The 25547-nt window shown below is 37.9% G+C and carries 26 protein-coding genes; 13 read left to right on the plus strand and 13 right to left on the minus strand.

Annotated features, from left to right (window positions below; translation table 11 throughout):
- Window positions 1-119: 119 nt before the first annotated feature.
- The 5 genes from ABH942_RS12745 to ABH942_RS12765 all read right to left on the minus strand — a co-directional run bounded on the left by ABH942_RS12745 (window position 120) and on the right by ABH942_RS12765 (window position 6071).
- Window positions 120-3626, minus strand: a complete 3507-nt coding sequence (locus ABH942_RS12745; RefSeq protein WP_370032540.1) for a M1 family aminopeptidase — start codon at window positions 3624-3626, stop codon at window positions 120-122.
- Window position 3627: 1 nt separating this feature from the next.
- The gene (locus ABH942_RS12750; RefSeq protein ID WP_370032542.1) at window positions 3628-4503 is read right to left on the minus strand and encodes an ABC transporter ATP-binding protein; all 876 of its coding nucleotides are present in this window, start codon (window positions 4501-4503) and stop codon (window positions 3628-3630) included.
- Window positions 4504-4593: 90 nt separating this feature from the next.
- A complete protein-coding gene (locus tag ABH942_RS12755) occupies window positions 4594-4800 on the minus strand; it encodes a helix-turn-helix transcriptional regulator (protein ID WP_139999391.1) in 207 nt (68 codons plus the stop codon).
- A gap of 3 nt (window positions 4801-4803) precedes the next feature.
- On the minus strand, window positions 4804-5322 hold the full coding sequence (locus tag ABH942_RS12760; protein ID WP_370032544.1) for a DUF2975 domain-containing protein: 519 nt from the start codon (window positions 5320-5322) through the stop codon (window positions 4804-4806).
- A gap of 308 nt (window positions 5323-5630) precedes the next feature.
- On the minus strand, window positions 5631-6071 hold the full coding sequence (locus ABH942_RS12765; RefSeq protein ID WP_370032546.1) for an SRPBCC domain-containing protein: 441 nt from the start codon (window positions 6069-6071) through the stop codon (window positions 5631-5633).
- A 231-nt stretch (window positions 6072-6302) separates the two neighbouring features.
- Between ABH942_RS12765 and ABH942_RS12770 the strand changes: the two genes are divergently transcribed.
- Window positions 6303-6890, plus strand: a complete 588-nt coding sequence (locus ABH942_RS12770; RefSeq protein ID WP_370032548.1) for a hypothetical protein — start codon at window positions 6303-6305, stop codon at window positions 6888-6890.
- A 145-nt stretch (window positions 6891-7035) separates the two neighbouring features.
- A complete protein-coding gene (locus ABH942_RS12775) occupies window positions 7036-7416 on the plus strand; it encodes a hypothetical protein (protein WP_370032550.1) in 381 nt (126 codons plus the stop codon).
- A 3-nt stretch (window positions 7417-7419) separates the two neighbouring features.
- Here the strand turns inward: ABH942_RS12775 and ABH942_RS12780 are convergent, their stop codons facing one another.
- Together ABH942_RS12780 and ABH942_RS12785 are read right to left on the minus strand one after the other, a co-directional pair.
- The gene (locus ABH942_RS12780) at window positions 7420-8112 is read right to left on the minus strand and encodes a LytR/AlgR family response regulator transcription factor (protein ID WP_370032717.1); all 693 of its coding nucleotides are present in this window, start codon (window positions 8110-8112) and stop codon (window positions 7420-7422) included.
- Window positions 8112-9152 carry a sensor histidine kinase gene (locus ABH942_RS12785; protein ID WP_370032552.1) on the minus strand — a complete coding sequence of 347 codons (1041 nt, stop codon included), beginning with the start codon at window positions 9150-9152 and terminating at the stop codon, window positions 8112-8114. Before ABH942_RS12785 ends, ABH942_RS12780 begins: the two co-directional genes overlap by 1 nt.
- A 165-nt stretch (window positions 9153-9317) precedes the next feature.
- Between ABH942_RS12785 and ABH942_RS12790 the strand changes: the two genes are divergently transcribed.
- The 6 genes from ABH942_RS12790 to ABH942_RS12815 all read left to right on the plus strand — a co-directional run bounded on the left by ABH942_RS12790 (window position 9318) and on the right by ABH942_RS12815 (window position 17164).
- Window positions 9318-10703: a TolC family protein gene (locus ABH942_RS12790; RefSeq protein ID WP_370032554.1), complete on the plus strand. Its 1386-nt coding sequence runs from the start codon at window positions 9318-9320 to the stop codon at window positions 10701-10703.
- 12 nt (window positions 10704-10715) lie between these two features.
- The gene (locus ABH942_RS12795; protein ID WP_370032556.1) at window positions 10716-14000 is read left to right on the plus strand and encodes an efflux RND transporter permease subunit; all 3285 of its coding nucleotides are present in this window, start codon (window positions 10716-10718) and stop codon (window positions 13998-14000) included.
- Window positions 13990-15084 (plus strand): efflux RND transporter periplasmic adaptor subunit, encoded by a 1095-nt coding sequence (locus ABH942_RS12800; RefSeq protein WP_370032558.1) that lies wholly within the window; start codon window positions 13990-13992, stop codon window positions 15082-15084. Before ABH942_RS12795 ends, ABH942_RS12800 begins: the two co-directional genes overlap by 11 nt.
- 233 nt (window positions 15085-15317) lie before the next feature.
- A complete protein-coding gene (locus tag ABH942_RS12805; RefSeq protein ID WP_370032560.1) occupies window positions 15318-15911 on the plus strand; it encodes a Crp/Fnr family transcriptional regulator in 594 nt (197 codons plus the stop codon).
- A gap of 81 nt (window positions 15912-15992) precedes the next feature.
- Complete coding sequence (locus ABH942_RS12810) at window positions 15993-16283, plus strand: GNAT family N-acetyltransferase (protein WP_370032562.1); 291 nt, start codon at window positions 15993-15995, stop codon at window positions 16281-16283.
- Window positions 16284-16288: 5 nt separating this feature from the next.
- The gene (locus ABH942_RS12815) at window positions 16289-17164 is read left to right on the plus strand and encodes a pirin family protein (RefSeq protein ID WP_370032564.1); all 876 of its coding nucleotides are present in this window, start codon (window positions 16289-16291) and stop codon (window positions 17162-17164) included.
- Between the two features lie 31 nt (window positions 17165-17195).
- On the opposite strand, the gene ABH942_RS12820 is transcribed toward ABH942_RS12815, so the two are convergent.
- A complete protein-coding gene (locus ABH942_RS12820) occupies window positions 17196-17570 on the minus strand; it encodes a hypothetical protein (RefSeq protein WP_370032566.1) in 375 nt (124 codons plus the stop codon).
- A 216-nt stretch (window positions 17571-17786) separates the two neighbouring features.
- On the opposite strand from ABH942_RS12820, the gene ABH942_RS12825 reads away from it, so the two are divergent.
- Window positions 17787-18239, plus strand: a complete 453-nt coding sequence (locus tag ABH942_RS12825; protein ID WP_370032568.1) for a response regulator — start codon at window positions 17787-17789, stop codon at window positions 18237-18239.
- An 86-nt stretch (window positions 18240-18325) separates the two neighbouring features.
- On the opposite strand, the gene ABH942_RS12830 is transcribed toward ABH942_RS12825, so the two are convergent.
- The 3 genes from ABH942_RS12830 to ABH942_RS12840 all read right to left on the minus strand — a co-directional run bounded on the left by ABH942_RS12830 (window position 18326) and on the right by ABH942_RS12840 (window position 21046).
- The gene (locus ABH942_RS12830; RefSeq protein WP_370032570.1) at window positions 18326-19231 is read right to left on the minus strand and encodes an AraC family transcriptional regulator; all 906 of its coding nucleotides are present in this window, start codon (window positions 19229-19231) and stop codon (window positions 18326-18328) included.
- Between the two features lie 68 nt (window positions 19232-19299).
- Window positions 19300-20142 (minus strand): SDR family NAD(P)-dependent oxidoreductase, encoded by an 843-nt coding sequence (locus ABH942_RS12835; protein ID WP_370032572.1) that lies wholly within the window; start codon window positions 20140-20142, stop codon window positions 19300-19302.
- A gap of 55 nt (window positions 20143-20197) precedes the next feature.
- The gene (locus ABH942_RS12840) at window positions 20198-21046 is read right to left on the minus strand and encodes an SDR family oxidoreductase (RefSeq protein WP_370032574.1); all 849 of its coding nucleotides are present in this window, start codon (window positions 21044-21046) and stop codon (window positions 20198-20200) included.
- A gap of 334 nt (window positions 21047-21380) precedes the next feature.
- Here ABH942_RS12840 and ABH942_RS12845 point away from each other — a divergent pair, with 334 nt between their 5' ends.
- The 4 genes from ABH942_RS12845 to fabF are packed head-to-tail and all read left to right on the plus strand — an operon-like array spanning window position 21381 to window position 24467.
- Window positions 21381-21965, plus strand: a complete 585-nt coding sequence (locus ABH942_RS12845; RefSeq protein WP_370032576.1) for a TetR/AcrR family transcriptional regulator — start codon at window positions 21381-21383, stop codon at window positions 21963-21965.
- A gap of 48 nt (window positions 21966-22013) precedes the next feature.
- Window positions 22014-22763: an SDR family oxidoreductase gene (locus ABH942_RS12850; RefSeq protein WP_370032578.1), complete on the plus strand. Its 750-nt coding sequence runs from the start codon at window positions 22014-22016 to the stop codon at window positions 22761-22763.
- 10 nt (window positions 22764-22773) lie between these two features.
- The gene (locus ABH942_RS12855; RefSeq protein ID WP_370032581.1) at window positions 22774-23208 is read left to right on the plus strand and encodes a PaaI family thioesterase; all 435 of its coding nucleotides are present in this window, start codon (window positions 22774-22776) and stop codon (window positions 23206-23208) included.
- A complete protein-coding gene (fabF, locus tag ABH942_RS12860; protein WP_370032583.1) occupies window positions 23205-24467 on the plus strand; it encodes a beta-ketoacyl-ACP synthase II in 1263 nt (420 codons plus the stop codon). Before ABH942_RS12855 ends, fabF begins: the two co-directional genes overlap by 4 nt.
- Here the strand turns inward: fabF and def are convergent.
- Both def and ABH942_RS12870 read right to left on the minus strand, forming a co-directional pair.
- Window positions 24454-25107, minus strand: a complete 654-nt coding sequence (gene def / locus ABH942_RS12865) for a peptide deformylase (protein WP_370032585.1) — start codon at window positions 25105-25107, stop codon at window positions 24454-24456. The two genes, fabF and def, sit on opposite strands and share 14 nt — an antisense overlap.
- A gap of 30 nt (window positions 25108-25137) precedes the next feature.
- A complete protein-coding gene (locus ABH942_RS12870; protein ID WP_370032587.1) occupies window positions 25138-25545 on the minus strand; it encodes a CCC motif membrane protein in 408 nt (135 codons plus the stop codon).
- Between the last annotated feature and the right edge of the window lie 2 nt (window positions 25546-25547).

Genomic DNA, 25547 nt, shown 5'->3' on the forward strand with positions numbered 1-25547 from the left:
ACTATAAAGATAAGGCTTATCCATGATATTGCAATGACTTAGAATCCTGATTTTCATAAAACAAAAAAGCGGAGAATAGTTCTCCGCTTTTTCTACCAGCATTTTATTTTTCTTTTTCATTAGAAATTTTCCCCATTATCCTCAAGACTGATTTCCATAAATCGCATCCGTGGGTCCAATATAATCTTTGCTGGTTTTTGTAAAAGGAGTGCTTTCAACTGTAGTTGATTTTTCTCCATTGTAATAGTTTGTCTTTTCCCATTTTCAAAATAGACTTCTACTTCTATCGAATCATCAAAAGGAATTTCTGTTGCTTTACCTTGGCCATCTTCGCTATATTTTTTAGCGATAACAGCAACATTCAATTCGTATTTCCCGTCATTTGTCTTTGTAACAACAGCTTTATCCAATTGCAGATCATGAATAATAATCTGTTTAAACAGTTCATCAATTTTAGGATGTAGTGCAATATCACTAACCGCATAAAATTCATTGATAAGATCTAAAGAAGTAGGCGGTTGTAACGGATAGGCATGCTTTTGTAATATGCTTCGGAGCGCTTTGTTTATTTTTTCCTCTCCCAAAAGCATTTCCAACTGATACATGACAACGGCTCCCTTATCATAACAAAGGAACGCTTTGTTCGGATTGGATTTATATAAGGGTTCTTCTCCCCAAAAAGCGCGTTCTCCAAGATAAATGTCCTTGTGTACCTGAACGCGTGGCAAAATATTTTCACCGCCATATACGGTTCTATACAACATCTGTTCGGTATACATTGCCAAAGTTTCTGTCAGCAACTTGCAACCTTCGCGATAATCGGTGTCGATTGTGGCATTGCCCCACCAGGTATGCGACAATTCATGGCTAATCAATTCGTTCAATATGTCTTTCTCCGAGTCTTGTTTTATTTTATTCTGGAAACCGAAAGATTCATTCATAAAATAAGACATGGGATAAGCCGTAGCCGCAAACCCTTTCACATAAGATGATATTTCCGCAAACCGAATCACATCATAGGGATAATCGCTAAAATTTTGCTCGCAGTAATGCAATGTCTCTTTTACATTCCGAACAATATGATTTACATTTTGTTGATGCTCGGGATGATAATAAACTTCAATGGCAATTCCGTCATACATCACTTTTTGAACTTCATAACGGGCTGAAGAAACAGCAAAGCGAAACGGTATAGGCGATGGCGTTTTATATCGGAAATAATTACGGTCGTCTTTTTGCCATTGATCTTTCAGTTCACCAATTCCGATAGCTGTCTGATTGCCTGAAGTAGAAATTACCGCATCAAGAGTAACATGGTCATAATAATAAGGCATTTGTATTTTTTCTTCCAGAGGAACTACTATAGACGAAGCCGGCATGTTTCGTCTTGTACGTTCTTTAGGATCATCTATCTCGTTGTCTCCTATATAGCCTAGTCTTGGGAAAAAGTTACTGATACGGATAAAACTACCATTTTTTAGGATCATATTAAATTGTTCGAATCCGTTAAAAGGTGAGGCTTCATAGGCAAAACTAAACTTCATAGTACTTAATTCGCCTGGCTGCAGTGATCGGGATAACTTATACCAATAATGTCCGTATTGTTTATCTTCCGATACTAATTTGGCTCCATCTATCGCAAATCCTTTCCATTGCAGTCCTTTATCCGCATAAATCAAGATAGAATCAATCGCTTTATCTCCTTTGTTTTCTAAAATATAACTGCCTTCCACCGCATAGCTGTTTTTTTCCGGAAACAAATCAATGTTGGTCTTAACATCAGTTATTGATGGCTGCAACAGTCGGCTGAATTTTTTATAGCGTTCCTCATACGCTTGTTTCCAATCATTACGCTCGCCCTTTTTAGACTGTTCTATTTCCTTTAGCAGTATTGTTCCGGAAAATGCGGCTCCGGTCAGAAAAACGAACAGCATGATAGCAGGCAGTATTTTTAATTTCCCGATAGCGATTCTCCTGTTGGTATACCAGATAACTACCCATAGGATTATTGCGGTAATACAAGTCCAGTAGATCATTTTGATATGAAAAGCATCCAGGAAAAAATCAAAACCATTCATTTCGCTGTAAGTACCCTGAAAAACATTGGCATATTGCACTACCGGATGTTTAATTCCGACCATTCCTCCTAAAGAAGTATTCGTAAAAAGCAATAGAATTGCTGTAACAGTCAAACCAACATATCTATTACGGCAAATTGCCTGTATGCTGATGATTAAAGCAGAGCAAAGCAATAATGGCAAGCCTATAAGATAAAAAAGCGACACATAAAGTCCGAAGTCAATACTGGCTGAACCAAATGACAGCTGAAGTATCACGCCTATCATACAATTGCACAATACTAACAAAGCTGTTATAATTGCCAACGAAAACCACTTTGATAATACAACTATAGCTAAGGATACCGGACTGCTGCTTTCCAAAGATTCAAAACGGGCACTATGGCTTCTCCAAAAAACTTCACTGCCATAAAAAATCAAGACTAAAATACCTACAATCGGGAAAAGTTTTAGTATTTCGTTCACCATCAAAGCTGTCGTGGCAAGACGCTCCGGCAATCGCCTTCCGGCATTAATCATGCTTACCATTTCTATACTTGCAAAAGAGCACCAGCCCAGGATTATGATCCATATCGGGGCACTTTTGACAATAGAACGTATGTCGATTTTCACAAAGCTAAAAAAAGCTGTAAAAAAATAGGCACAGCCTCTACTTTTTGTAGGCATCGGATGATAATCACCTTGGAAAACTGATTTCTTTTCCTGAATTTTTTTATGTATTTTTTTCTCATTTCCTACTACAAAACTCAATTTCCGATAGGCATATAACATCAGTAAGAAAGAAATCACAAGACAGACAATACGATTCACTAAAAAAGATCCTTTTAATTCCAGCAATTGGGTATTGCGTTGCTGAGCTGTCCAATGCTGCGTCTGTTCAAAAAATGCCGACAGTCCGAAAGGATCTAATTTTGCCATAAGCTGCATGCCTTCTGCTGAAATTGGTGACGAATTAGCTATGAGTGGAGAATTAGAAAATAGGGCTATGCCCCAATAAAAGAAATAAATAAAAAGACCGGAAATATAAATGGCTATCCTATTTTTTGCCAAAACGCCAATACTGCAAATAATGCCGGTACAAAACAAAATATTAGGCACAGCCAATAGTAAAAATGGCTGAATATAATGCCATAAATGCAGTTCCATATAGTCATCTCTATGCGTACGAAATAACTGGTGGCCCAGAAGCAGGCCAATACTATACAATGCAAATGAAATAATAGCAATACCGCAAATTACCAGGAACCGACTGCCTAAATAATACCTTTTCTGTAGAGGCGTGGCATAAAGAATTAAATCAAAATGGGCTTCTTTTTCCCGCATAAGGCTTTGTGCCGTAAGCAGGGAAACTGTAAAAAGACACATCAGCGACATGATACCGGTAATATAGGTTATTATATAAGGCGAGTTCTTAAAGGTGTCGGGAAAAGGAAAATTAGCACTAACAGCAGTAAATATCCCAAACGCTAAAAAGAAAAGAAGCAGCAACAAAAAGGATTTTTTCCTTGCAAAAAAGATCCAGTCAAAATGTAAAATACCTGTAAACATATCACTTGGCGTTATTGAGTTGGGCAAAATAAACAGCTTCAAGATCGGCCTGCTTCGTTACAAAACCGTTATTGGGATTCTCTTTAGAATAAATTTGCAGATATAGTTTTCCGGCATTCAATTGCGTGGCTATTACTTCAAATTTTTCCTTATAAGTAGGCAATTCGCTTTTAGCAACACTTTTAGTCCAGATACATCCTTCCAGCTCTTTAATAAAGACTTTTGGATTTCCGTAGGCCAAAACTTTTCCTTTATTGATAATTGCCATTTTCGTACACAAATTCCTGACATCTTCGACCAAATGGGTTGAAAGAATTACGATTATCTGCTCTCCTATTTCGCTTAGCAAATTATTGAACCTATTGCGTTCTTCGGGATCAAGACCTGCCGTAGGTTCATCTACTATAATAATCTGAGGATTTCCAAGTAATGATTGTGCTACGCCAAAACGTTGGCGCATTCCACCTGAAAAAGAACTTACCGCCTTATTTCGGTCATTATATAGATTGGTTTTTTCAAGAAGCGCATAAATCTGCTCTTTTCTTGCTTTTTTATCTCCTACGCCTTTTAATACAGCAAGATGTTCTAATAAATCGTAAGCGCTGATTTTAGGATAGACACCAAAATCCTGCGGCAGGTATCCCAATTGTTTTTTGACAAACTCCGGATCTGCTACAATATCGACATCATTAAAGAATATCACTCCATTATCAGGAGCCTGCAATCCCGCAATTGTTTTCATCAGGGTCGATTTTCCTGCGCCATTTGGTCCCAGCAATCCAAAAATACCGTTGCCTATTCCCAAAGAAATATCCTGCATGGCCTGTACACCATTGCCATACGTCTTGCTTAAGTTTTTAATTTGTAAACTGTTCATTTTTTGATTTTTTTGATGATTTTATTAGACAATAGATTTCCTGCACCCGTTATGGGCGTATTTTTTTAAAGCGCTAATCATGATTGAAAGTTATTCCTCCCTGTACTCTAAAATATCTCCGGGCTGGCAATCCAAAGCCTTGCAAATTGCCTCTAAAGATTCAAAACGTATACCTTTAGCCTTTCCTGTTTTTAGAATAGACAAATTGGCCGGAGTGATATCCAATATCTCAGCCAATTCTTTGCTCTGCATTTTACGCTTTGCGAGCATTACATCAATATTTACAATAATAGGCATGGTTTATATATATAAGTCTTGTTCGGTTTGCAGATTGAGACCCTGCTTAAATATTACGGCCATAAAATAGGCAAATATACCTACAACAAAATGCAATGCCGCTAACGTGACAAGTATTTCAACTTCATAAGAAAAAATAATATGCCCGATTAAAAATGGCAACGGAATAATAAAATTGAGCAGGTAAAAAATACGCAGTCTTTTTACTCCTTTATGGGTAAACAATTTTTTCTCTCTAAAAGTGGTGAATATATTACCCAGCAGCCAAAAAAACAGTCCATACAATCCTATAAAGGCAATCATCTCAAAAATGTAATAAAAGGCATAATCATCTCCTAGCAAAAAACGTCTATTGGTAAAAGGATATAGGATTACAAACTTCTTTCCTTCATCAACCAGCTGCAACGACCCGATTGGAAATAAAAAGCTGATAATACAATACGCTGATGTCGCCAAATAAGGTATGGCTATTACTCTTGACAGATAAAATAAACAAGAAGCAACAAGACGAACTTTTTTCATTTTATTAAATTATTTTCTGCAAATATATAATTAATTATCGTTTTACGATAATTAATCAAGAAAATATATTTTAACAAAAATGAAATTGTTATTCTTTATTTTAAAACACATAAAAACAAAAGCCCCATTTTCATGGGGCTCATTGCTTGCATAATTTAAGTAACTAATTCAAATCCTATATAATTGAAAACAATTATAAGTTCAAGCAATATACTGATATCGAACTATTTAAACTTAACTGTTTACAAATATAGAAATTAGAACTTATTATTCCGAATTAAAATAGCAGGCATTTCTGAAACTTACTCTTATTTCTTTTCAGACAATTCCTTGATTTTGCTTAGTGCTACCGGCCAGGTTTTATTAAAAAAATCTTCGTATTCTTCGGTCACACCCATATCAACTATAAGCAACGTTTTACCATTTACTGTTTTTAGAGTGTAGTTTTCAAGTGATCCGGCCCATTCGCTGCTCTTTTCATTTTCTGTATGTTCGATTCCATCCATGATTACGCCCATATGCTCAATAGACATATATTCATTAGGAATGTTTTTGGCAATTCTGGCTACCATACCTTCATTATCTGCATTCAGGAAAAGCACCTTACTGCCTTCTTTCCAATCCGTTTCTGCTCTTGATCCTTCGCTAAATGGAGCTGTCCATTGCGGATATGTTTCTTTTCCCCATAAAATGTCCCATACTTTTTCGCGTGGTGCATCTAATTCTATCGAATATTCTTGCCTTTTCATAGTTGTATTGTTTTTTAGTTATTGTAGACTGATTATCAGACCATACATTACAAATATCCGTCCTTTTTGATTAGTTTAAAGGGGCAAAATGCGACAATATCGAGGGTCATTTGGGTAAGATTATTATTTTTTTTCACGCCCTATGCAACCATTTTCAAACGAGCAGCGTCTATGCTAATAGAAGTCGGTTTCTAATCGACTGCCAAAACACAAACTTTAAAACATATAAAAATGAAACGTATTTTACTTCTAGCTATCTTATTGCCAACATTCAGTTTTGCGCAAGAAAAACAAAATGACAACACAGAAACATCTGGGCTAAAACCAAGATTCACGATTTCTGGAAATTTCACCTTTTCAGATCCTTCACAAGCCGGATTGAGTATTGAATATAAAAGCAAGAATTTAGACAGTGGAAGAAACTCTTCCAACATATTGAACCTTTCCTATGGAATGATGAATTATGATAACAATATTGTAGACATAGACGGAACCGGTTTCGTAATTGAATTGGGAAGCAGAACCTACATTGAAAAAGGAAAATGGGACGGTTTTTATGCTGAAAATTTTATTTCTTATGGAAATATAAAATTTGACGAAAATATTGCCGGTTTAGGAAAGTTTGATGGAACTTATTCTTACTGGAGTATTATCAATCCAAACGTAGGTTACAAATTCATGATTGGAAAAAGTGTAAGCATCGACCCTTATATCGGGGCTAACTGGAAATGGGAAGTAAAAGGTAAAGGTGATGTAGACAATAAAAACATCGATAACTTTGTATTCAGAGCAGGATTAAGAATCGGATATAGCTTCTAATATTACATTTGATTGTCAGGGCTAAAAATAGGTGAAATTTACTGTACTTTTAGCCCTTAATACGTATCCAGCCAAAAAACTGTAACCGCAAAATACCAAATCATCAATGAAAAAATCATTTCTCCTTATTTTTTTAATCGGCTTCATGACACTAACCAGCTGCAGGGTAACCAAAACAATAACTATGGTTAATGCCAAATCCAATGCAGCCGAAACCGAAGTTGAATTCATAAAACATAAAATCAATTCTATTTCATTTCTTCCGTTAAGTGAAGAGCAGGAAGAATTAGCCATCGCTATCTGGAAAAAGGAAAAGGAAAATCTTGGAAAAATCAAACTGAAAAATTCTGAGATTGCACCTGTGATCTTTCAATCTGAAAATGAATTCAGAAGCATATTGACAGCTGAACAGCTAAGGGAATACAAAAGGGAATATAACGACTCAATGATAACAAAATATTTCCTGAGCAACCGCGCCATGCAGGAAATTAAAAGAATCTATAATATAGAAGCAGAAATCAAGTAAAACTTATCGGGCAAGCACCCGCTCCAGTTCTCTTCTGTAAGTAATGCCCACCGGAATTTTTTGATTGCTTACGACTAGTACATCTCTTTCATTTTCTTCAATCTTGTCTACAGCCACTATATAGGATTTATGAACACGTAAAAATTGTCCTTCCGGTAGGTTTGCTTCCAATTCGTTAGTAGTCATAGAAGCCAGGTATGTTTTTCCCGATGTAAAAATTTTGACATAGTTGCCATAACTCTGTGCAAAAAGTATTTTCCTGACATCAAGATCTATTAGGCCACCATCTGCCTTTATGCTGATAAACAGATTGGAAACCATCGTCTTTTTTTCGGCATAAAAGGAAAAAAAACGTTCAATAGATTTCAGAAAACGCGGGAAATAAATAGGTTTGAGCAAATAATCAATTACGCCATAATCATAGCTTTCCAAAGCAAATTCTGAATACGCCGTAGTCAGTATGGTCTTAGGTTGTGACGGAAGAATCTTTAGCAGTTCCAATCCGGTTATTTCAGGCATATCAATATCGAGAAACATCAGGTCAACCGGATTCTCGCGAATATAATTCATCGCTTCTATACCGTTATAACATTGATGTACGAGTTCCAGTTCCGGATTCTGACGGATATAATTCGTCAGCACATAGTGGGCCGCCGGTTCATCATCAACAATAATGCATTTTTTAGGATCCTTTATCATTCGGCTATCTTTTTCAAGGGAAGTTCTAAATCGACCGCATATTCCTTGCCTGAATTGTTAATATCCAGTTTATAATCATTGCCATAAATAATCTTTAGACGTTCCGTAGTATTTTTGATTCCTATTCCCGTGGAAACAACATTTACTTTCTTTTCAGGTATAGAATTTTGGATTTTCAGACACAACTTTCCTTTTTCTACAACTATGCTAATATGCACATAGCAATTTTCGATAGCGCAGGTTCCATGTTTAAATGCATTTTCGACAAAAGCAATTAGCAGCATTGGCGAAATCTTATAGGCATTTTCATTATCGATTCTGCTTTCATAAGTAATCTCGCAACGATAGCCAACCCGTTCTTTCTCCAGCTGTATATAACTGTTGATAAACGACAATTCTTCATCTAATGATACGCATTGTTTTGCATTGCTTTCTAATTGATAGCGCATCAGCTGTGATACTTTCATGATAAGATCCGGCGTTCTTTCCGGGAATTCAAGACTGATTCCGTAAAGCGTATTAAAAGTATTAAAAAGAAAATGTGGATTCAATTGACTCTTTAGTGAGTTGAGCTGCATTTGGTTAAACAGCAAGGCTTCTTCCCTTTTTCTTTTTTCTTCTCTGTAAAATTTAAGAAACATGACCGGTCCCAAAATACAGATCAGCGTACCTACAACGGTTGCCAGCTGATATTGGTAACTTTTTTGGTGTGAGAATTCATATAAGGACGAGGCCTTGGTTATCCAAACCGATGAAATCCGGTACACAATAACCGAAAAAAGAAGCGCCAAAAGTATGGTCAATCCCAGATATAAAAGTCCTTTGTGTTTTTTTACCAATATAGGCAGTAAAAAAAAACGGTTGGCCTGTGCGTGCAGATACAGCATCAGGTAATAGCCCACACCTGTCAACACAGCAATTGGAGAATTAAATAAGATCCAATCGTTCTTTAGAGAAAAAATAGAGAATGAAAACAGTAATATTGCAACTTCCTGCCACCATTTATTGTCCAACACATTATCAACTTTCCATTTCATTTTTTGCAATTGAGGCTACAAATTAACGATTTATTATTAAATTTTTATTGGATTTAATGACCAATTGAATTCGTCATTTTTTATGAACGATTTATCATTTAAAACATCTTGCTGAACTATGTCTGCTGTAAATTTGCGCTTTCAAACTTATATCAGGCTTAAAAAATGACTACAAAAAAAATAAGTCTTTTCCTTCTATCCCTCTTTTTCTTTCAAGGATTTTCCCAAACCCTTAGCCTGAAAGAAGCTGTAGAAACGGGAATGGCTAATTATGGAACTTTAAAAGCAAAAAGCAAATATGCAGAGGCTTCCAAAGAAAGCGTAAAACAAGCACGCAGAGACTATCTACCCAACTTAAACCTGGCCGCCCAGCAGGATTATGGAACTGTAAATGGCCAAAACGGACCTTTATACGGTTTTGGTGGACTTGGTGTAGCTTCTTCCGGACTGCCACTTCCGGAACAAAACTGGAATGCAGCTTTTGGAGCTTTGTATCTGGTAAATATGAACTGGGATTTTTTCACTTTTGGAAGAGCAAAACAGCGTATTAATCTGGCAAAAGCAGATGCTGAACGTTCTGAAAAAGATTTAGAGCAGGAACAATTCCAGCATAAAATAAAAATTTCTGCTGCCTACCTCAACCTATTGGCAAGCCAAAGACTGCTGATCTCTCAGGAAAAAAATCTTGACCGTGCCATCGTTTTCCAAAAAATAGCGGCTGCACGAGTAAAAAACGGATTGCTTCCGGGTGTAGATTCAACTTTGGCTTCTGCTGAAGTATCACGGGCAAAGATTATGCTAAACCAGGGGAAAGATCAGGTCAAAGATTTGAATAATAAGCTGGTTGCGCTAATGGGAACAGACATCAAAGACTTTGTTCTTGACAGCACATTCGTAAAACAGATTCCAAAATCCATATTAGGCCTTGAAACGGCAAACGATACGCTAAATCCTATCTTGCAATACTACAAAAGCAGAATCGATTTCAGCAAGCAGCAGGTTAGGCTTTTCAAAAGAGAATATTACCCAACTTTCAGCCTTTTTGGAGTGTACCAGACACGCGCTTCCGGATTCAATTCAAATTATGCAGTCGACCAGAATTCATACACCCGCAATTACTTTGATGGTATTAGTCCTGACCGCCAGAATTACCTTCTTGGCGTGGGCGTAACCTGGAACCTTACCTCTATAGCGAGATCGAGCAAAAAAGTAAGTGCTCAAAAGTTGATATCTGAAGGCTTACAGGAAGAATACAATGTAATTGACCAACAGCTCAAGACACAATCTGATGCTGCCGATGCCAAAATCAAATATGCAATGGATAATTATGTCGAAGCTCCAAAACAAGTACAGGCTGCCGAACAGGCTTATCTTCAAAAAACAACGCTCTATAAAAACGGGCTAACCAATCTTGTTGACGTGACGCAGACGCTTTATACGCTAAACCGTGCCGAAATTGACCGGGATATTATTTATACCAACGTATGGCAATCACTTTTGATGAAAGCCGCTGCTACAGGAGATTTTGAATTATTTATTAATGAATTTTAATTTTTACAACTGATGAATTTAATACGTTTTGCACTTCGCAAACCTATCTCCATATTGGTACTCGTAGCCGGACTGTTCTTTTTCGGAATTGGTGCTGTCCGTGATGTAAAAGTAGACATCCTGCCAAAGATGAACCTACCGGTAATTTATCTGGCGCACCCTTTTGGAGGATATACTCCAAACCAGATGGAATCTTATTTTGCAAAAAACTATGTCAACGTCATGCTTTTTGCCAACGGTGTCAAGTCGATTGAAACCAAAAACATACAAGGATTGACATTAATGAAGGTGACCTACTATGAGGACACCAATATGGCACAGGCTGCTGCTGAATTAAGTGCGCTCTCCAATAGGATTCAAGCTGCTTTCCCTCCCGGATCTCAGCCACCGTTTATTATCCGTTTTGATGCTTCCTCCCTTCCTGTCGGACAATTGGTATTAAGCAGTAAAACACGTTCCAACAACGAATTGCAAGATTTGGCCAACGTATATGTGCGTGCTTCCTTTACTTCAATTCCCGGATTACTATCACCTCCGCCTTTTGGAGGAAGTCCAAGAACTATCGAAATAAATGTCGATCCGGATTTATTGCGTTCGCACAACCTTACACCAGATCAGATTGTAGATGCTATCCGTATCAACAACCAAACAGCTCCTTCCGGAAATGTAAGGATTGGAGACCAGAATTATATCACGCCTACCAACAATACTATTAAAGAGATTAAGGATTTTGAAAAGATTCCATTATTCAAAGGCGGTATTCAAAACTTATATCTTGGCGATGTTGCTACTGTAAAAGACGGCGCCGATATTACTGCCGGATATGCTTTGGTTAACGGAAAACGCTCTGTTTATGTGAGTATTGCAAAAGCGGGGGACGCTTCTACTTGGGATGTAGTACAAAAACTAAAAGCCGATCTGCCAAAAATACAAAGCACGCTTCCTGAAGACGTAAAACTATCCTATGAATTTGACCAGTCAGTGTATGTAATCAATTCTGTAAAAAGTTTGATTACAGAAGGTATTATTGGTGCAGTTCTGACAGGATTGATGGTACTCTTGTTCTTGGGCGACCGTAGGGCGGCCATTATCGTAATCCTTACTATCCCGATTTCTATTATTTCGGGTGTATTGTTCTTAAAATTATTCGGACAAACCATCAACCTGATGTCACTCAGCGGATTGGCATTGGCAATAGGTATCCTGGTAGACGAAAGTACGGTGACTATTGAAAACATACACCAGCATCTCGATATGGGGAAACCCAAAGCTCTTGCTATATGGGATGCCTGTAAAGAAATCGCCTTACCAAAATTATTGATCCTGCTTTGTATCCTTGCCGTTTTTGCGCCTGCATTTACAATGAAAGGAATACCGGGAGCTTTGTTCTTGCCATTGGCTCTGGCTATTGGTTTCTCAATGATTATTTCCTTCCTGCTGTCACAGACGTTTGTTCCAGTTATGGCGAACTGGCTGATGAAAAGCCATCCTAAGCAAAAACATGGCCCTGAAATAACAGACGATGAAGCTGAATTTATCGCTTCTGGACTTACACCGGAATCAGAAGAAGATACATTCAACCAAAAGAAAATATTAGTTGAAAGAAATGATTTTAACAATGACGGTAAAATCAGCCGTTTTGAACGATTCAGGAACCGATTCATGCGAATGCTGGAACGTCTTTTTCCGCTTCGAAAACCAGTTACGCTTTTCTATCTGTTTGGTATTACCGGATTAGCTATACTTCTGATTAACGTAATTGGACAAGATGTATTTCCAAAAGTCAATTCGAGCCAATTCCAGATGCGACTTCGCGCTGCTGATGGAACCCGTTTGGAACGCACAGAAGAAAAAGCCCTAAAAACCTTGAAAGAACTTGAAAATATGGTAGGCAAAGAACACGTTGCCATTTCTTCGGTTTATGTTGGGCAACATCCTTCCCTATTTTCCGTATCGCCAATTTATATGTTTACGGCTGGCCCACATGAAGCAGTTTTCCAAATCGGACTGAAAGATTATCATGCAGATATGGATGATTTTAAAGATCGCTTCCGTGAAAGGATTAAAAAAATCCTACCTGATGTGAAAATTTCTTTTGAACCTATCGAACTAACGGATAAAGTATTGAGCCAGGGTTCCCCTACTCCAATTGAAGTCCGAATTGCCGGAAAGAATAAAAAGCTGAATGAAGAATATGCCAATAAGATAATTGCCAAGCTGAACAAAATCAGCTATTTCAGGGATGTCCAGATTGCCCAACCTATCAAATATCCGTCGTTAGATATTAATATTGACAGAACCCGCGCAGCTCAGGTTGGTGTTGACATGAACGAAATATCGCGTTCCCTGATCGCATCGACCTCATCATCCCGATACACTGAAAAGAATACCTGGATTGATGAAAAGGCAGGGTTGTCTTATAGCGTACAGGTACAGGTTCCTTTAAACAAAATGAAAAGCGTTCATGATATGGGTGAAATTCCATTGCTTAAAAATTCGACAAGACCCGTATTAAGTGATGTGGCTACTATCACACCATCTATGACCTATGGCGAAAATGATAACTTAGGAGCTATGCCTTATATTTCTGTAACCGGCAATATTCACCAGACTGATTTAGGAACGGCTTCAAAAGACGTACAGAAAACGATCGCCTCTTTAGGAGAATTACCAAGAGGTCTGTTTATTGAGCCAATCGGATTAAGCAAAGTGTTGGGAGAAACGATGAGCAGCCTGCAAGCTGGATTATTAGTTGCCATTGTTGTCATCTTCCTGATGCTTTCTGCTAATTTCCAATCGTTCCGTATTTCATTGGTTATCCTGACAACCGTTCCTGCTGTAGTTTTAGGTTCTTTACTACTTCTGCTCATTACCGGTTCGACATTAAACCTGCAATCGTATATGGGAATCATCATGTCTGTAGGAGTTTCAATTGCCAATGCCGTACTTTTGGTCACGAATGCAGAACAGCTAAGAAAGCACAATGGCGATGCGCTCCTATCAGCCAGAGAAGCGGCTTCATTAAGGCTCCGCCCTATCCTGATGACGAGCGTTGCCATGATTGCGGGTATGCTACCAATGGCTATAGGTCATGGTGAAGGCGGCGACCAGGTTTCGCCTTTAGGAAGAGCCGTTATCGGAGGCTTATTATTTTCTACTTTTACGGTGCTGATTATCTTGCCCCTGATTTTTGCATGGGTACAAGGTAAGACCTCAACACAATCAGTATCTCTTGATCCTGAAGACAAAGAAAGCAAACATTATATATCATCATTACACCCTCACAATGAAAAATAATTTATACAGAACATCGGCCTTATTATTGCTTCTGGCTGTTTTAAATAGCTGTGGCCCATCAGAAAAAGCCGAAGCAGCTCCAATGGAAGAAACTGCGCCTGCTGCTATTGAAACTTTTCAAATTAGCAAAGAGCAATTATCTACTGAACTTCGAATTCCTGCCGAACTTACAGGTTTCCAACAGGTGGATATTTATGCCAAAGTAAGCAGCTTTGTAAAAGAGCTGAAAGTGGATATTGGAAGTCAGGTAAAAAAAGGACAACTTTTGATGGTTTTGGAAGCACCGGAAATCAGCTCTCAACTTGCTGCTTCTGAATCAAGACTACGTTCCCAGGAAGCAGTCTATATGACGAGCAACAGTACTTACAAAAGAATACTGGAAACCAGTAAGGTTGAAGGAACAATTTCTAAAAACGACCTGGAACAATCTGAAGGCAGAAAAAATTCTGATTATGCCCAATTGCAAGCTGCCAAAGCTTCTTATAAGGAAATTCAGAATATTCAGGGTTACCTGCAAATCCGTGCTCCTTTTGATGGTGTCGTTGCTGCCCGTAACGTCAACCTTGGCGCTTATGTAGGGCCGGCAGGAAAAGGATCAGAACTGCCTTTGTTCACATTACAGGAACAAAGCAAACTCCGCCTTTCTGTATATGTTCCTGAAATGTATACCGGTTACCTGAAAAACGGAGATGAAATCAGTTTTAGTGTCAAATCGATGCCTGGACAGATTTTTAAGGCAAAAGTGTCTCGTATGTCGGGAGCTTTAGACAGCCGACTGCGGTCTGAACGTGTTGAAATGGACGTTATCAACACGACTAAAAAATTATTACCGGGAATGGTGGCTGAAGTCTTGCTACCGCTTAAAGCACAAGACAGTAACTATGTTATCCCTAAAACGGCATTGGTCACTTCAAGCGAAGGAACTTTTGTACTACAGGTTGAGAATAACAAAACTGTTCGCAAGCAAGTCCAAAAAGGCCGCGAAGTAGAAGACCGTGTAGAAATTTTTGGTGATATTCCTGAAAATGCACAACTGGTTAAAATAGCTTCCGAAGAAATTAAAGACGGAACTCTTGTAAAATAAAATTTCCTCCCCTTCTAAATAACCCTTGGCTCTCGGAATCTTTTCCGGGGGCTTTTTTTATTCTTCAGTGTATTTGAACTTAGCGTCTTAGCGCCTTTGCGTGAAATAATTGCTTGCAAAGACGCAGAGTCGCAAAGCATAAAAACAGATAAACTTATCGAGACATATTACAAAAGTCCGTCCTAAAAATCGCTTTTATTTCTTAAATTCGTAACTGCTCTATCCCAAAGCCCATGACCAATCTCTTTAAAAAATACATTATTGATACTCAATGTGCTACCGAAAGCCAATACGAAGAAGTTGAGCATCTTGTGCATGCTGTCAATATTGCTAAAGGCCAATTGCTATTAAAGGAAGGCGAAATTTGCGATAAAGCCTATTTTGTATGTAAAGGAATCCTTCGTTCCTATACGATGGATGAATCCGGCAAAGAACATACGATTCAATTTGCTCCGGAAAACTGGATTATTGCCGACCGAAGTAGTTTTTATTTTCACGAACCTTCAGAAATGTATATCGATGCTTTAGAAAACACCGAAGCCGTTTATGTACAAAAAGAATTTTTCGATATTGCTGCCAAAAAATTTGACAATTTCACTAAAGTCAATACGCTTGCACTCCATAATAACATCAGGCATATGGAAAAAAGAATCAATTATCTCTTAAGCGCATCGGCAGAAAAAAGATATTTGAAATTCATTGAAACCTACCGTGATTTATCACTCAGGGTTCCTCAAATGCTCATTGCTTCCTACTTAGGCATTACTCCGGAAGGCTTAAGCAGGGTTCGAAAAGAACTGGCAAACAAAAACTTCAACAGGGATTAACGACCATACATTTCTTAACCTAGGTCAAGAGCCATGATTTTGATACTGCTTACCTTTACAGTATTAAAAAACATTTCAATCATGGACTATACAATCACACATAATGAAAGCCGTAAACGATTCGAAATCAGTTTAGACGAAAAAACAGCCTATGTAAAATACGAACTTTTTGACGGAGGCATTGCTTATATGCATACTATCGTTCCTGCTGAACTGGAAGGCAAAGGTATAGCTTCTTCTTTGGCAAAATATGTCCTGGATTATGCTAAGAATAACGGTTTAAAAGTAAAACCTTATTGTCCGTTCATCAATGCTTATATCGACAGGCATCCTGAATATCAGGAAAATTCACTTTTTCACACTAAAAACTGAGTATCATGACAACAAAAAAAATAGAACGCATAATTACACCACCAGCTCCACATATGGTTGGAGACGGCTTCAGAGTACATAACTTTATACCATCTGCACATGGTTTGAGCATGCAGCGCATGAGTCCTTTTATTATGATGGACTATAATTCTAAGTTTTACTTTCCTCCTACACAGGAATTAAGAGGCGTTGGCGTCCATCCACACAGAGGATTTGAAACGGTAACCATTGCCTACAAAGGAAAAGTAGCACACCATGACAGCGCTGGCAACAGCGGTGTTATTGGTGAAGGTGATGTGCAATGGATGACGGCAGCATCAGGTATTCTTCACAAAGAATATCATGAAGAACAATTCAGCAAAAATGGCGGTGATTTCCAGATGGTACAACTGTGGGTAAATTTACCGGCAAAAGACAAGATGTCGGCTCCTAAATACCAAGGAATCACAAATGACGCAATCAACAAATTCCAATTACCTAATGACGAAGGTTTTGTAGAAGTAATTGCAGGAACCTACAATGGAGTTTCCGGAACAGCCTCTACATTTACGCCTGTTAATCTGTTGAATGCAAAATTAAATAAAGGCGCTACTGCCACATTCAATTTTCCTGCTTCATATAATACGGCACTTTTAGTCGTAGAAGGAAGTATCAAAGTCAATGGCAGCGAGAAAATTCCAACAGACAATTTTGTGTTATTTGCCAATGAAGGCGAAGAATTCATTGTTGAGGCATCAGAAGATGCAGTAGTATTAGTTTTGGGCGGAGAACCTATTAATGAGCCTATAGCGGCACATGGTCCGTTTGTAATGAATACGCAACAAGAAATAATCCAGGCATTTAATGATTTTAATATTGGTCGTTTTGGATATCTTGAATAAAAAAAGCCCGGCATTGAGTCCGGGATTTTTTTTAAAATTCGGTTTCAAAACCTATATGTTCCTGGTTTCCGTTAATCCAATATCGTGAAATATAATTCTCATCATCCCGAAAACATTGTAACGCCTTATCGGTTATCAATGCATCATAAATTTTATAATCCTGTATCTGCTTTTCATCAAGGATAAGGATAATCTCAACAAAAGTAGCCGGTTCTTTTTTTGCTTCGTTCTCGACTTCTGACTGGCTTTCTATATCACAAAACGATTCTACCTTATACAACTCGGCTTTGCCGGATTTAAGGCTGTCTACTATTTTTTCAATAATGCCTCTTATTGTCTCATCATCAAGGTTTTTGCCTCCGATTTTTAATTTTTCCGGCATCTTAAACTGGCACATTGCAACCATCACGATCTTATTTAAAATTATTTTTTCAGATTTTCATAAATTTAAGCTATTTCGGTTAAAAAACCATTATATAATTGCTTTTATGATTTATATATTTCATTACGTTAAAGTAAAGCTAAACCCGTTTATTTAGAAATTACATTTTCTATCTTTGAAATACAAACTAATTTGAATTCTGCTTGTAATTAATTTTAAATCAAAAATTTAGTATTAAATATGAGACTATTCGAAGAAAAAATTAATATTGTATTGGCCGATGATGACCGGGATGAATACAACTTATTTAAAGAAGCTGTAAGCGAAATTAATGAGAACTACAATCTTGCTTTTTTCCCAAACGGAAAAGAACTCATCGAGTACCTAAACAGCAAAGAAATTACAAATCCCGACATCATTTTTCTGGATCTCAATATGCCTTTTATGTCTGGAATAGACTGCTTAAGATTGATACGCGCCAACGAAAAATATTCAGATACCGCAATTGCCATATGTTCTACCTCATCTTCAGAGAAGGATCAGGAAGATACCTTTACACTAGGCGCAAACGTGTATATCAAAAAGCCTAACGATTATGCGGCAATGAAAAAAGTACTACAGCATATCTTTAAAACCTATTGGCAATACCACACATCTGACATGAACAGGGATACTTTTTTGATTTCTGTCTAGCTATACAATTCAAACATTTTAAAATATTGAAAAAGCCGGCTTAAAAAAAAGTCGGCTTTTCTTATGATAGGGAAAAATTGTTTGTTTTATGCGGAACGATATGCCGAAGGCGCTATCTGCATCTGTTTCTTGAAAAAGTTATTAAAATGGGCCGGTTCTTCAAAACCCAGACAATAGCTGATTTCCGAAATGTTCCAATCTGTATGCTTTAACAATGCCTGTGCTTCATTCACCAATCGCTGCGAAATCAAGTCGGTTGTTGTCTTTCCCGTAGTCGTTTTTATGGCACGGTTCAGGTGATTGACATGTACATACAATTTTTCGGCAAAATCCTTTGCGGAACGGAGCGTGAAACGCTGTGATGGCGATTCGATAGGAAACTGTCTTTCCAGCAATTCGGTAAAAACAGAAGTAATCCTCGAATTCGCGTCCGGATGCTGAAACAGTTTTTCAGAAGGCTCAATTTTCATCGCACTATGGATCATTTCTGTAACATAATTCCGGATCAGGTCGTATTTGTAAACATAATCCGAATTGATCTCATTAATCATCCTCATAAAAATATCACTAATCTGCTTGTCCTGTTCCTCATTAAGAATATAAGCAGGCTTGCCTCCTATTTTAAACATTGGCAGGCTGGAAATGCTGTTTCGTAATGACTCCGTAAAAAATGCTTCTTTGAAAATACAGAAATAGCCTGATCGGTCGTTAGACAACGATTCAACGGTATAAGGCACCTGTGGATTGAAAAAAATAAGTGTCGATCCGTTAACTTCAAGACTTTTGTCTGCATAATGGAAAACATTTTTCCCTCTTGTCAGGCTTATTTTATAAAAATCTCTTCTTGTATAACTTATCGGGACAAATACATCGTTTTTATAGCAGTCTTCAGCTCTGATAACATTGAAATAGCCCAACCCTTGCTGTAAATCCTCGGGTAAGTAATTAAGCTTTTGTTTATAAAAATCCTCTATCGTTTCGGTCTTCGGCATAATTTCTATTTTTTAAGAACCAGCCTTTTACAGGCTGGTTATATGATTGTAAAATTCAAATATGGCTATTATTCCATAAAATCGGTTGAAAGGCTGGTATCTTTCCAATCTTCTAACATCTGCGTAAGTGTTCCTAATTTTGCCGACGCTCTTCTATAAGCATCGCTTCCAAGGTATAATCTTACAGGAGGATTATCACTTTCAGCCAGTCTAATCATTACCTCTGCTGCTTTTTCTGGATCGCCCAACTGATTACCATTCATCTTATGGAATTTTTCATGTGATGCATGAACATCTTCGTAGTCATCAATTGAGTTTTCAGCAAACACCAATGATTCTTTTGTCAAAAACTGCGTTCTAAATGCTCCCGGAGCAATAGCTGTGACTTTGGTTCCAAGCTGTCTTACATCATCTGCTAATGATTCTGACAAACCTATGATAGCGTGTTTTGCAGCCGCATAAATAGACCATCCCGTTGCAGGTGCAAAACCGGCTATAGACGAAATATTAATAATATAGCCTGAACGTTGCGCTCTTAGATAAGGCATGGCGAATTTGATGACATTGATAGTCCCGAAAACGTTGATATTAAAGGCTTCAGAAATTTCTTCTTGCGACAATTCTTCAATAGTACCTCCTATTCCATAACCGGCATTGTTCACAATAACATCAATCTTTCCATAAACTTCTTGTGTTTTCCTAATGGATTCAGCCACAGATTGTTCATCTACAAGATCTACCTCCAAAGGTAAGAAATTTTCCGAAGATGTTACACCAACTGCCTTACTCAAAGCTGCTGCGTTTCTTGATGTTGCGGCAACTTTATAACCTGTTGCCAATAATTTTTTAACTAATGTTAGTCCCAGTCCTTTTGAGGCTCCTGTTACATACCAAATTTTATCTGTTTTCATTTTTTTTTGTTTTTCGTCTGTATTAATAAATAAGGCTTGCGTCGTAAAAGAATATTTAGTTGTCGAATCCGGTAGCTGCGGCATACTCCCGAACCGCTTCCATATTTTCTTTTACTGATTGTATTTTTACTTCGGCCATTGCATAAGCATCCTGTCCTAAAAACAAATGAACCGGAGGGTTTTGCATTTCGGCTGTTCTGATAAAAGCTAATGCTGCTTTATTCGGGTCGCCTTGCTGGTTGCCATTGATTTCGTTTTCATGTGCTGATTGGACTTCTCTAACAGTTTTGTATTCCTGAAGTTGGTTTTTAGGGACGCTCAACGAACTATCTTTTAAGAAATCCGTTCTAAAATATCCCGGAGATACGATAGTTGCTTTTATACCAAAAGGTTTTGCTTCTTCTGCCAAAGACTCTGTAAATCCTTGTACAGCAAATTTGGTCGCACAATAGATTCCAAACCCAGGAAAAGCTCCTGTAAATCCTCCAATAGAAGAAACATTAAAGATATGTCCTGATTGCTGCTGTCTCAAATAAGGCAATACTTTTCGAATGACATTTAAAGACCCGAAAACATTGACATCAAAATTTTGTCTTGCTTCCGCATCGCTAAGCTCTTCCAAAGCTCCTGCAAGACCATAACCCGCGTTGTTTACAACTACGTCAATCTTTCCAAATTGACCTACTGTTGCCTGTATGCTTTTTTCTATACTTTCTTCACTAAGAAGATTTACCTGCAAAGGCAAAAAGTTATCCGCATCTCCTATAGCTTTTTTAAGATCTTCTATACTTCTTGATGTGGCCGCCACTTTTTTACCTTCACTTAGTAACTGTTTCACTAGAGCAAGACCCAGGCCTTTTGACGCTCCTGTGATATACCAAACTTTCTGATTTGAATTTTCCATGATTTAGTTTTTTAAAAGATTAATGATTCTGTTTGAATTTGATAAGGCAAAATTATTGTCAAAGTGGAAAGCGGTTATTGCGCTGAGCAAAGCAAAAATTGCAAAATTCAAACAATTCTTAATTTCAGGTGGATTATTGTTGTTTGAATTAAGATAAGGAATGCGTTTCATTCTTTGCGTCTCTGCGACTTTGCGTGAAATAGTTGCTCGCAAAGGCGCAAAGACGCAAAAGCTAGATTATTGGACACTTTTCGAGAACGATAAAATTTTAATCAAAAATTAACAAATAATACCAATCGGTATATTTACATTTGTCTTGAAATTTTATCCTATCATGGGCAAGGCAGAAAAAACCAGATCCTACATCATAGAAAAAACAGCACCCATCTTTAACGTCAAAGGTTATGCGGGTACGTCTATGAATGATATTACAGAAGCTACCGGACTTACCAAAGGTAGCATCTATGGAAATTTCAAGAATAAGGATGAAGTTGCGTTGGAAGTTTTTGAACACAACAAAAAGAAAATGCAGGACTTGTTTACTTTGGAAATCAACAAAAAGAAAACCTATAAAGACAAACTCCTTACTTTTCCTGAATTATACGAGCAGTTTTTTACCCGACATTTTATTCTTGGTGGCTGTCCGATTATGAATACGGCAATTGAAGCAGACGATACCCACCCGCAACTAAAAGAAGCTGCCAAAAAAGGTTTTTTGACATGGAAAGACAGCCTGGCTCATATTATCCAAAGTGGAATTGACAACAAAGAATTCAAACCTGAAACCAATCCCGAAGAATCAGCCTTATTGATGCTATCTATCATAGAAGGTACCGTAATGATTGCAAAACTTACTGGAAAAATAAACTACCTGAATACACTGATGCTTTCTTTGAGGAAGATCATAAACGAATTCTAATTTTTTTTTTAATCAAAAATATACCGATTGGTATAAATAATTTACAATATGAAAACGAGCAAAAACACAATCTTAATCACAGGCGGCGGTTCCGGAATAGGATTCGAATTCGCTAAAATATTCTCTGAAAATGACAATCAGGTCATTATTACCGGAAGAAATGAGGAAAAGCTCAGCAAGGCTGCGGCTTTACTCAAAAATACAACAGCTATAGCAGCCGATATTACTAAAGAAGAAGATATTGACAGGCTCACACAAATAATTACAAAGGAATATCCAAACCTAAATGTGCTAATAAACAATGCCGGTAATGCTTCATATTACGATGTTTTGGCATTGAATACCGATGCATTTACCAAAGCCTCAGATGAAATCAATACCAATTATCTTTCAATCGTACGACTTACGGAAAAACTACTGCCTATACTGAACTCTCAAACAGAAGCCGCTATCGTAAACGTATCCTCAATTGTAGCTCTGGTTCCAAGCAAAAGCCTGATTACCTATTCTGCCAGCAAAGCCGCTTTGCATTCCTATACCCAATCTTTACGAATTGCTTTGGATAGAAGTCCTTATGCAACCCAGGTTTATGAAATAATGCCACCATTGGTAAATACTAAATTTTCAAAAGAAATAGGAGGTGAAAACGGAATTAGTCCGGAAATAGTAGCACAGGATTTATTGCATGCTTTTGAGGAAAACCAATATGAAATCCATGTTGGACAGACATCTTATATTTATGAATTGTCGCTCTCCTCACCTAAGGATGCCTTACTGACAATGAATTCCCAATCTTAAACAAAACACGATGAATAACGATGCTTTTAATTTTTTAAAACAACATATCGGCAAGGAAGTGACACAATCGCCTTCTCCGTTTATGAATTGGCTAAAGCCAAAAATGCTTGCCGTTACTGAAGGCAGCCTTTCTTTTGAATATACAGTCAGAAAAGAAATGACTAATCCTTTCGGAACGATGCATGGCGGCGTCATAAGTGCTATTATTGATGATGCCATAGGTGCTACGCTAATTTCGTATGGCGAACCTCATTTTTATGTCACAATCAACAATGTGATCGATTATTTTGCTTCGGCCAAAGAAAACGATATCATTATTGCCAAAACAGCCATCAACAAAAAAGGAAAAACCATCGTCAATGCCCAATGTGAAATCTGGAATAACGATAACACAAGGTTGCTCGCAAAAGGCTATACCAACCTGCTAAAAACAGAAATAAAATGAAACGAGTAGCAATAACAGGCCTAGGAGCCATCACACCATTAGGAAATTCTGTCGATGAATTTTGGAATAATATCGTTGCCGGAAAAAGCGGTGCGGGAATGTTAACCAAATTTGATACTTCAAAGTTCAAAACTCAATTTGGGTGTGAAGTAAAAAACTTCAATCCAGAAGAGTATATGGATCGTAAAGAAAGTAGAAAATATGACCTATTTACACAATATGCTGTAGCAGCTTCTGATCAGGCGATTAAAGATTCAGGATTGGACTTCGGTTCCATGTCTCAAAAAGAGCGCTCTGATATTGGTGTTATCTGGGCATCCGGAAACGGAGGCATTTCGACTTTTGAAGAACAGTTAAAAGAATTCTTCACAGGCGATGGCACGCCTCATTTTAATCCGTTCTTTATCCCAAAAATGATTGTAGACATTGCTGCCGGTGTGATTTCTATCCGAAACATGCTGCATGGCCCTAATTATGCAACTGTTTCGGCTTGCGCGTCCAGCAATACGGCAATCATCAATGCTTTTGACACAATCCGATTAGGCAAAGCCAAAATCATGATTGCCGGTGGTTCTGAAGCGGCAATCACAGCAGCTTCTGTTGGTGGTTTTAATGCATCGCAGGCATTATCAAAAAGAAATGACGAACCTCAAAAAGCATCACGCCCTTTCGATCAGAATCGGGACGGGTTTGTTATTGGTGAAGGAGCAGGAGCTCTTATTCTTGAAGATTGGGATCATGCTATAGCGAGAGGCGCTACAATTTATGCCGAAATGGTGGGTGGCGGTATGGCAGCTGATGCCTACCATTTGACAGGAACTCCTGAAAATGGTTTTGGAGCTGCTTTAGGTATGCAAAAAGCCTTAAATGAAGCCGGTATAACCGCAAAAGAAGTAGATTATGTCAATGCACACGCTACCTCAACGCCTCAAGGCGATAGTAGTGAGTTGAATGCAATTCGGGAAGTTTTCGGAAATCATGCAGTAGCTATCAGCGCAACCAAATCAATGACCGGGCATTTGTTAGGAGCAGCCGGAGCGGTTGAAAGTATCATTACAATTTTAGCTTTAAAAAATGACATCATCCCTCCTACTATTAATACGACAAATATTGATGAAGCCATTGCAGGACTGAATATTGTTTTGGGTAATTCTGTACGCAAAAAAGTGAATTACGCCCTAAACAATACGTTCGGTTTTGGAGGCCATACAGCCAGTACCGTTTTCAAAAAATATACGGACGGAACTACTGCCTCTTAAGGCGTTTTTCTATAAACAGGTTGATTTCATTGCTAACAGGAGAAACTTCAAGTTTTTCCTGTTCTTTCATTCTGTCGGTAAAAAGTATACCCTTAAGATGGTCGGTTTCGTGCTGGAAGATTACCGCCGTAAAACCTTCAATAATTTCTTCGTGCTGCTTTCCGTTTTTGTCCTGGTAGGCTAGTTTTATCGTATAATTTCTTAAGACATTACCGCTAATATCGGGAATGGAAAGACAACCTTCCATTCCTTTACGAAGCAAGGCTGAACTCCATACGATTTTTGGATTCAGATACAGTTCAAAAGGCTCGCCTTCCTTGTCAAATCGCTGTACCCAAATTACATTTCTGTTGATTCCAACCTGTGGTGCGGCAATTCCTATTCCCGGATTCGCAGGATCACGCATTGCCAGGTACATTCTTTCTGCCAATAACGGAAGTAGTTTTTCCTTAGGATCAACATCGGCAGAAACCGACTTAAGTATTTTTAATTCTTTCTCATCTGTAATCTGGATTACCTTGAGCATTGTTTTTATATTTCCAGACTGGATCAGGTCTTTTTCCGACTTTGTAAAGTTCTGAGCTGAAACACCAATCGCCAGAAACATAAACGCAAATAACAAGATTCTCTTTTTCATCATAAAAGGTGATAGTTTAGCCAACTTCTTAAATTATGTAATAGCTGCCAGAAAGAATATAAAAAATAAAAACAGAAGGAACAACGAACCTAATGATAGCCCAATAATAGCACAGGTCCTTCCTGCATTTAAATTCGCATAACCGTCATACTCGCCTGGATTTTCTCGATGCAACCGCATATCATTTTTAGAAATTGCCAGCGCAACTATTCCTAACACAACTCCAAAAATCCCGTAACAAAAAGCTGCTACTATTGACATGATTCCTAAAATGAGTACGGTTACTGCATTAGGAAGTTGTTTTCTATAATAAAGTTGCCTGTATGGCTCCGGCCTAAGCGGCTCTGGCCTGGGTGGTGGTACAGGCCTGTACGATTCTGGTCTATTGGATTCCGGCCTGTGCGGTTCTTGTCCGTAATTTTCCTGAGATTGGTTTTCCATTG

The sequence above is a fragment of the Flavobacterium sp. 28YEA47A genome, from assembly GCF_041262125.1.
GTDB lineage: Bacteria > Bacteroidota > Bacteroidia > Flavobacteriales > Flavobacteriaceae > Flavobacterium.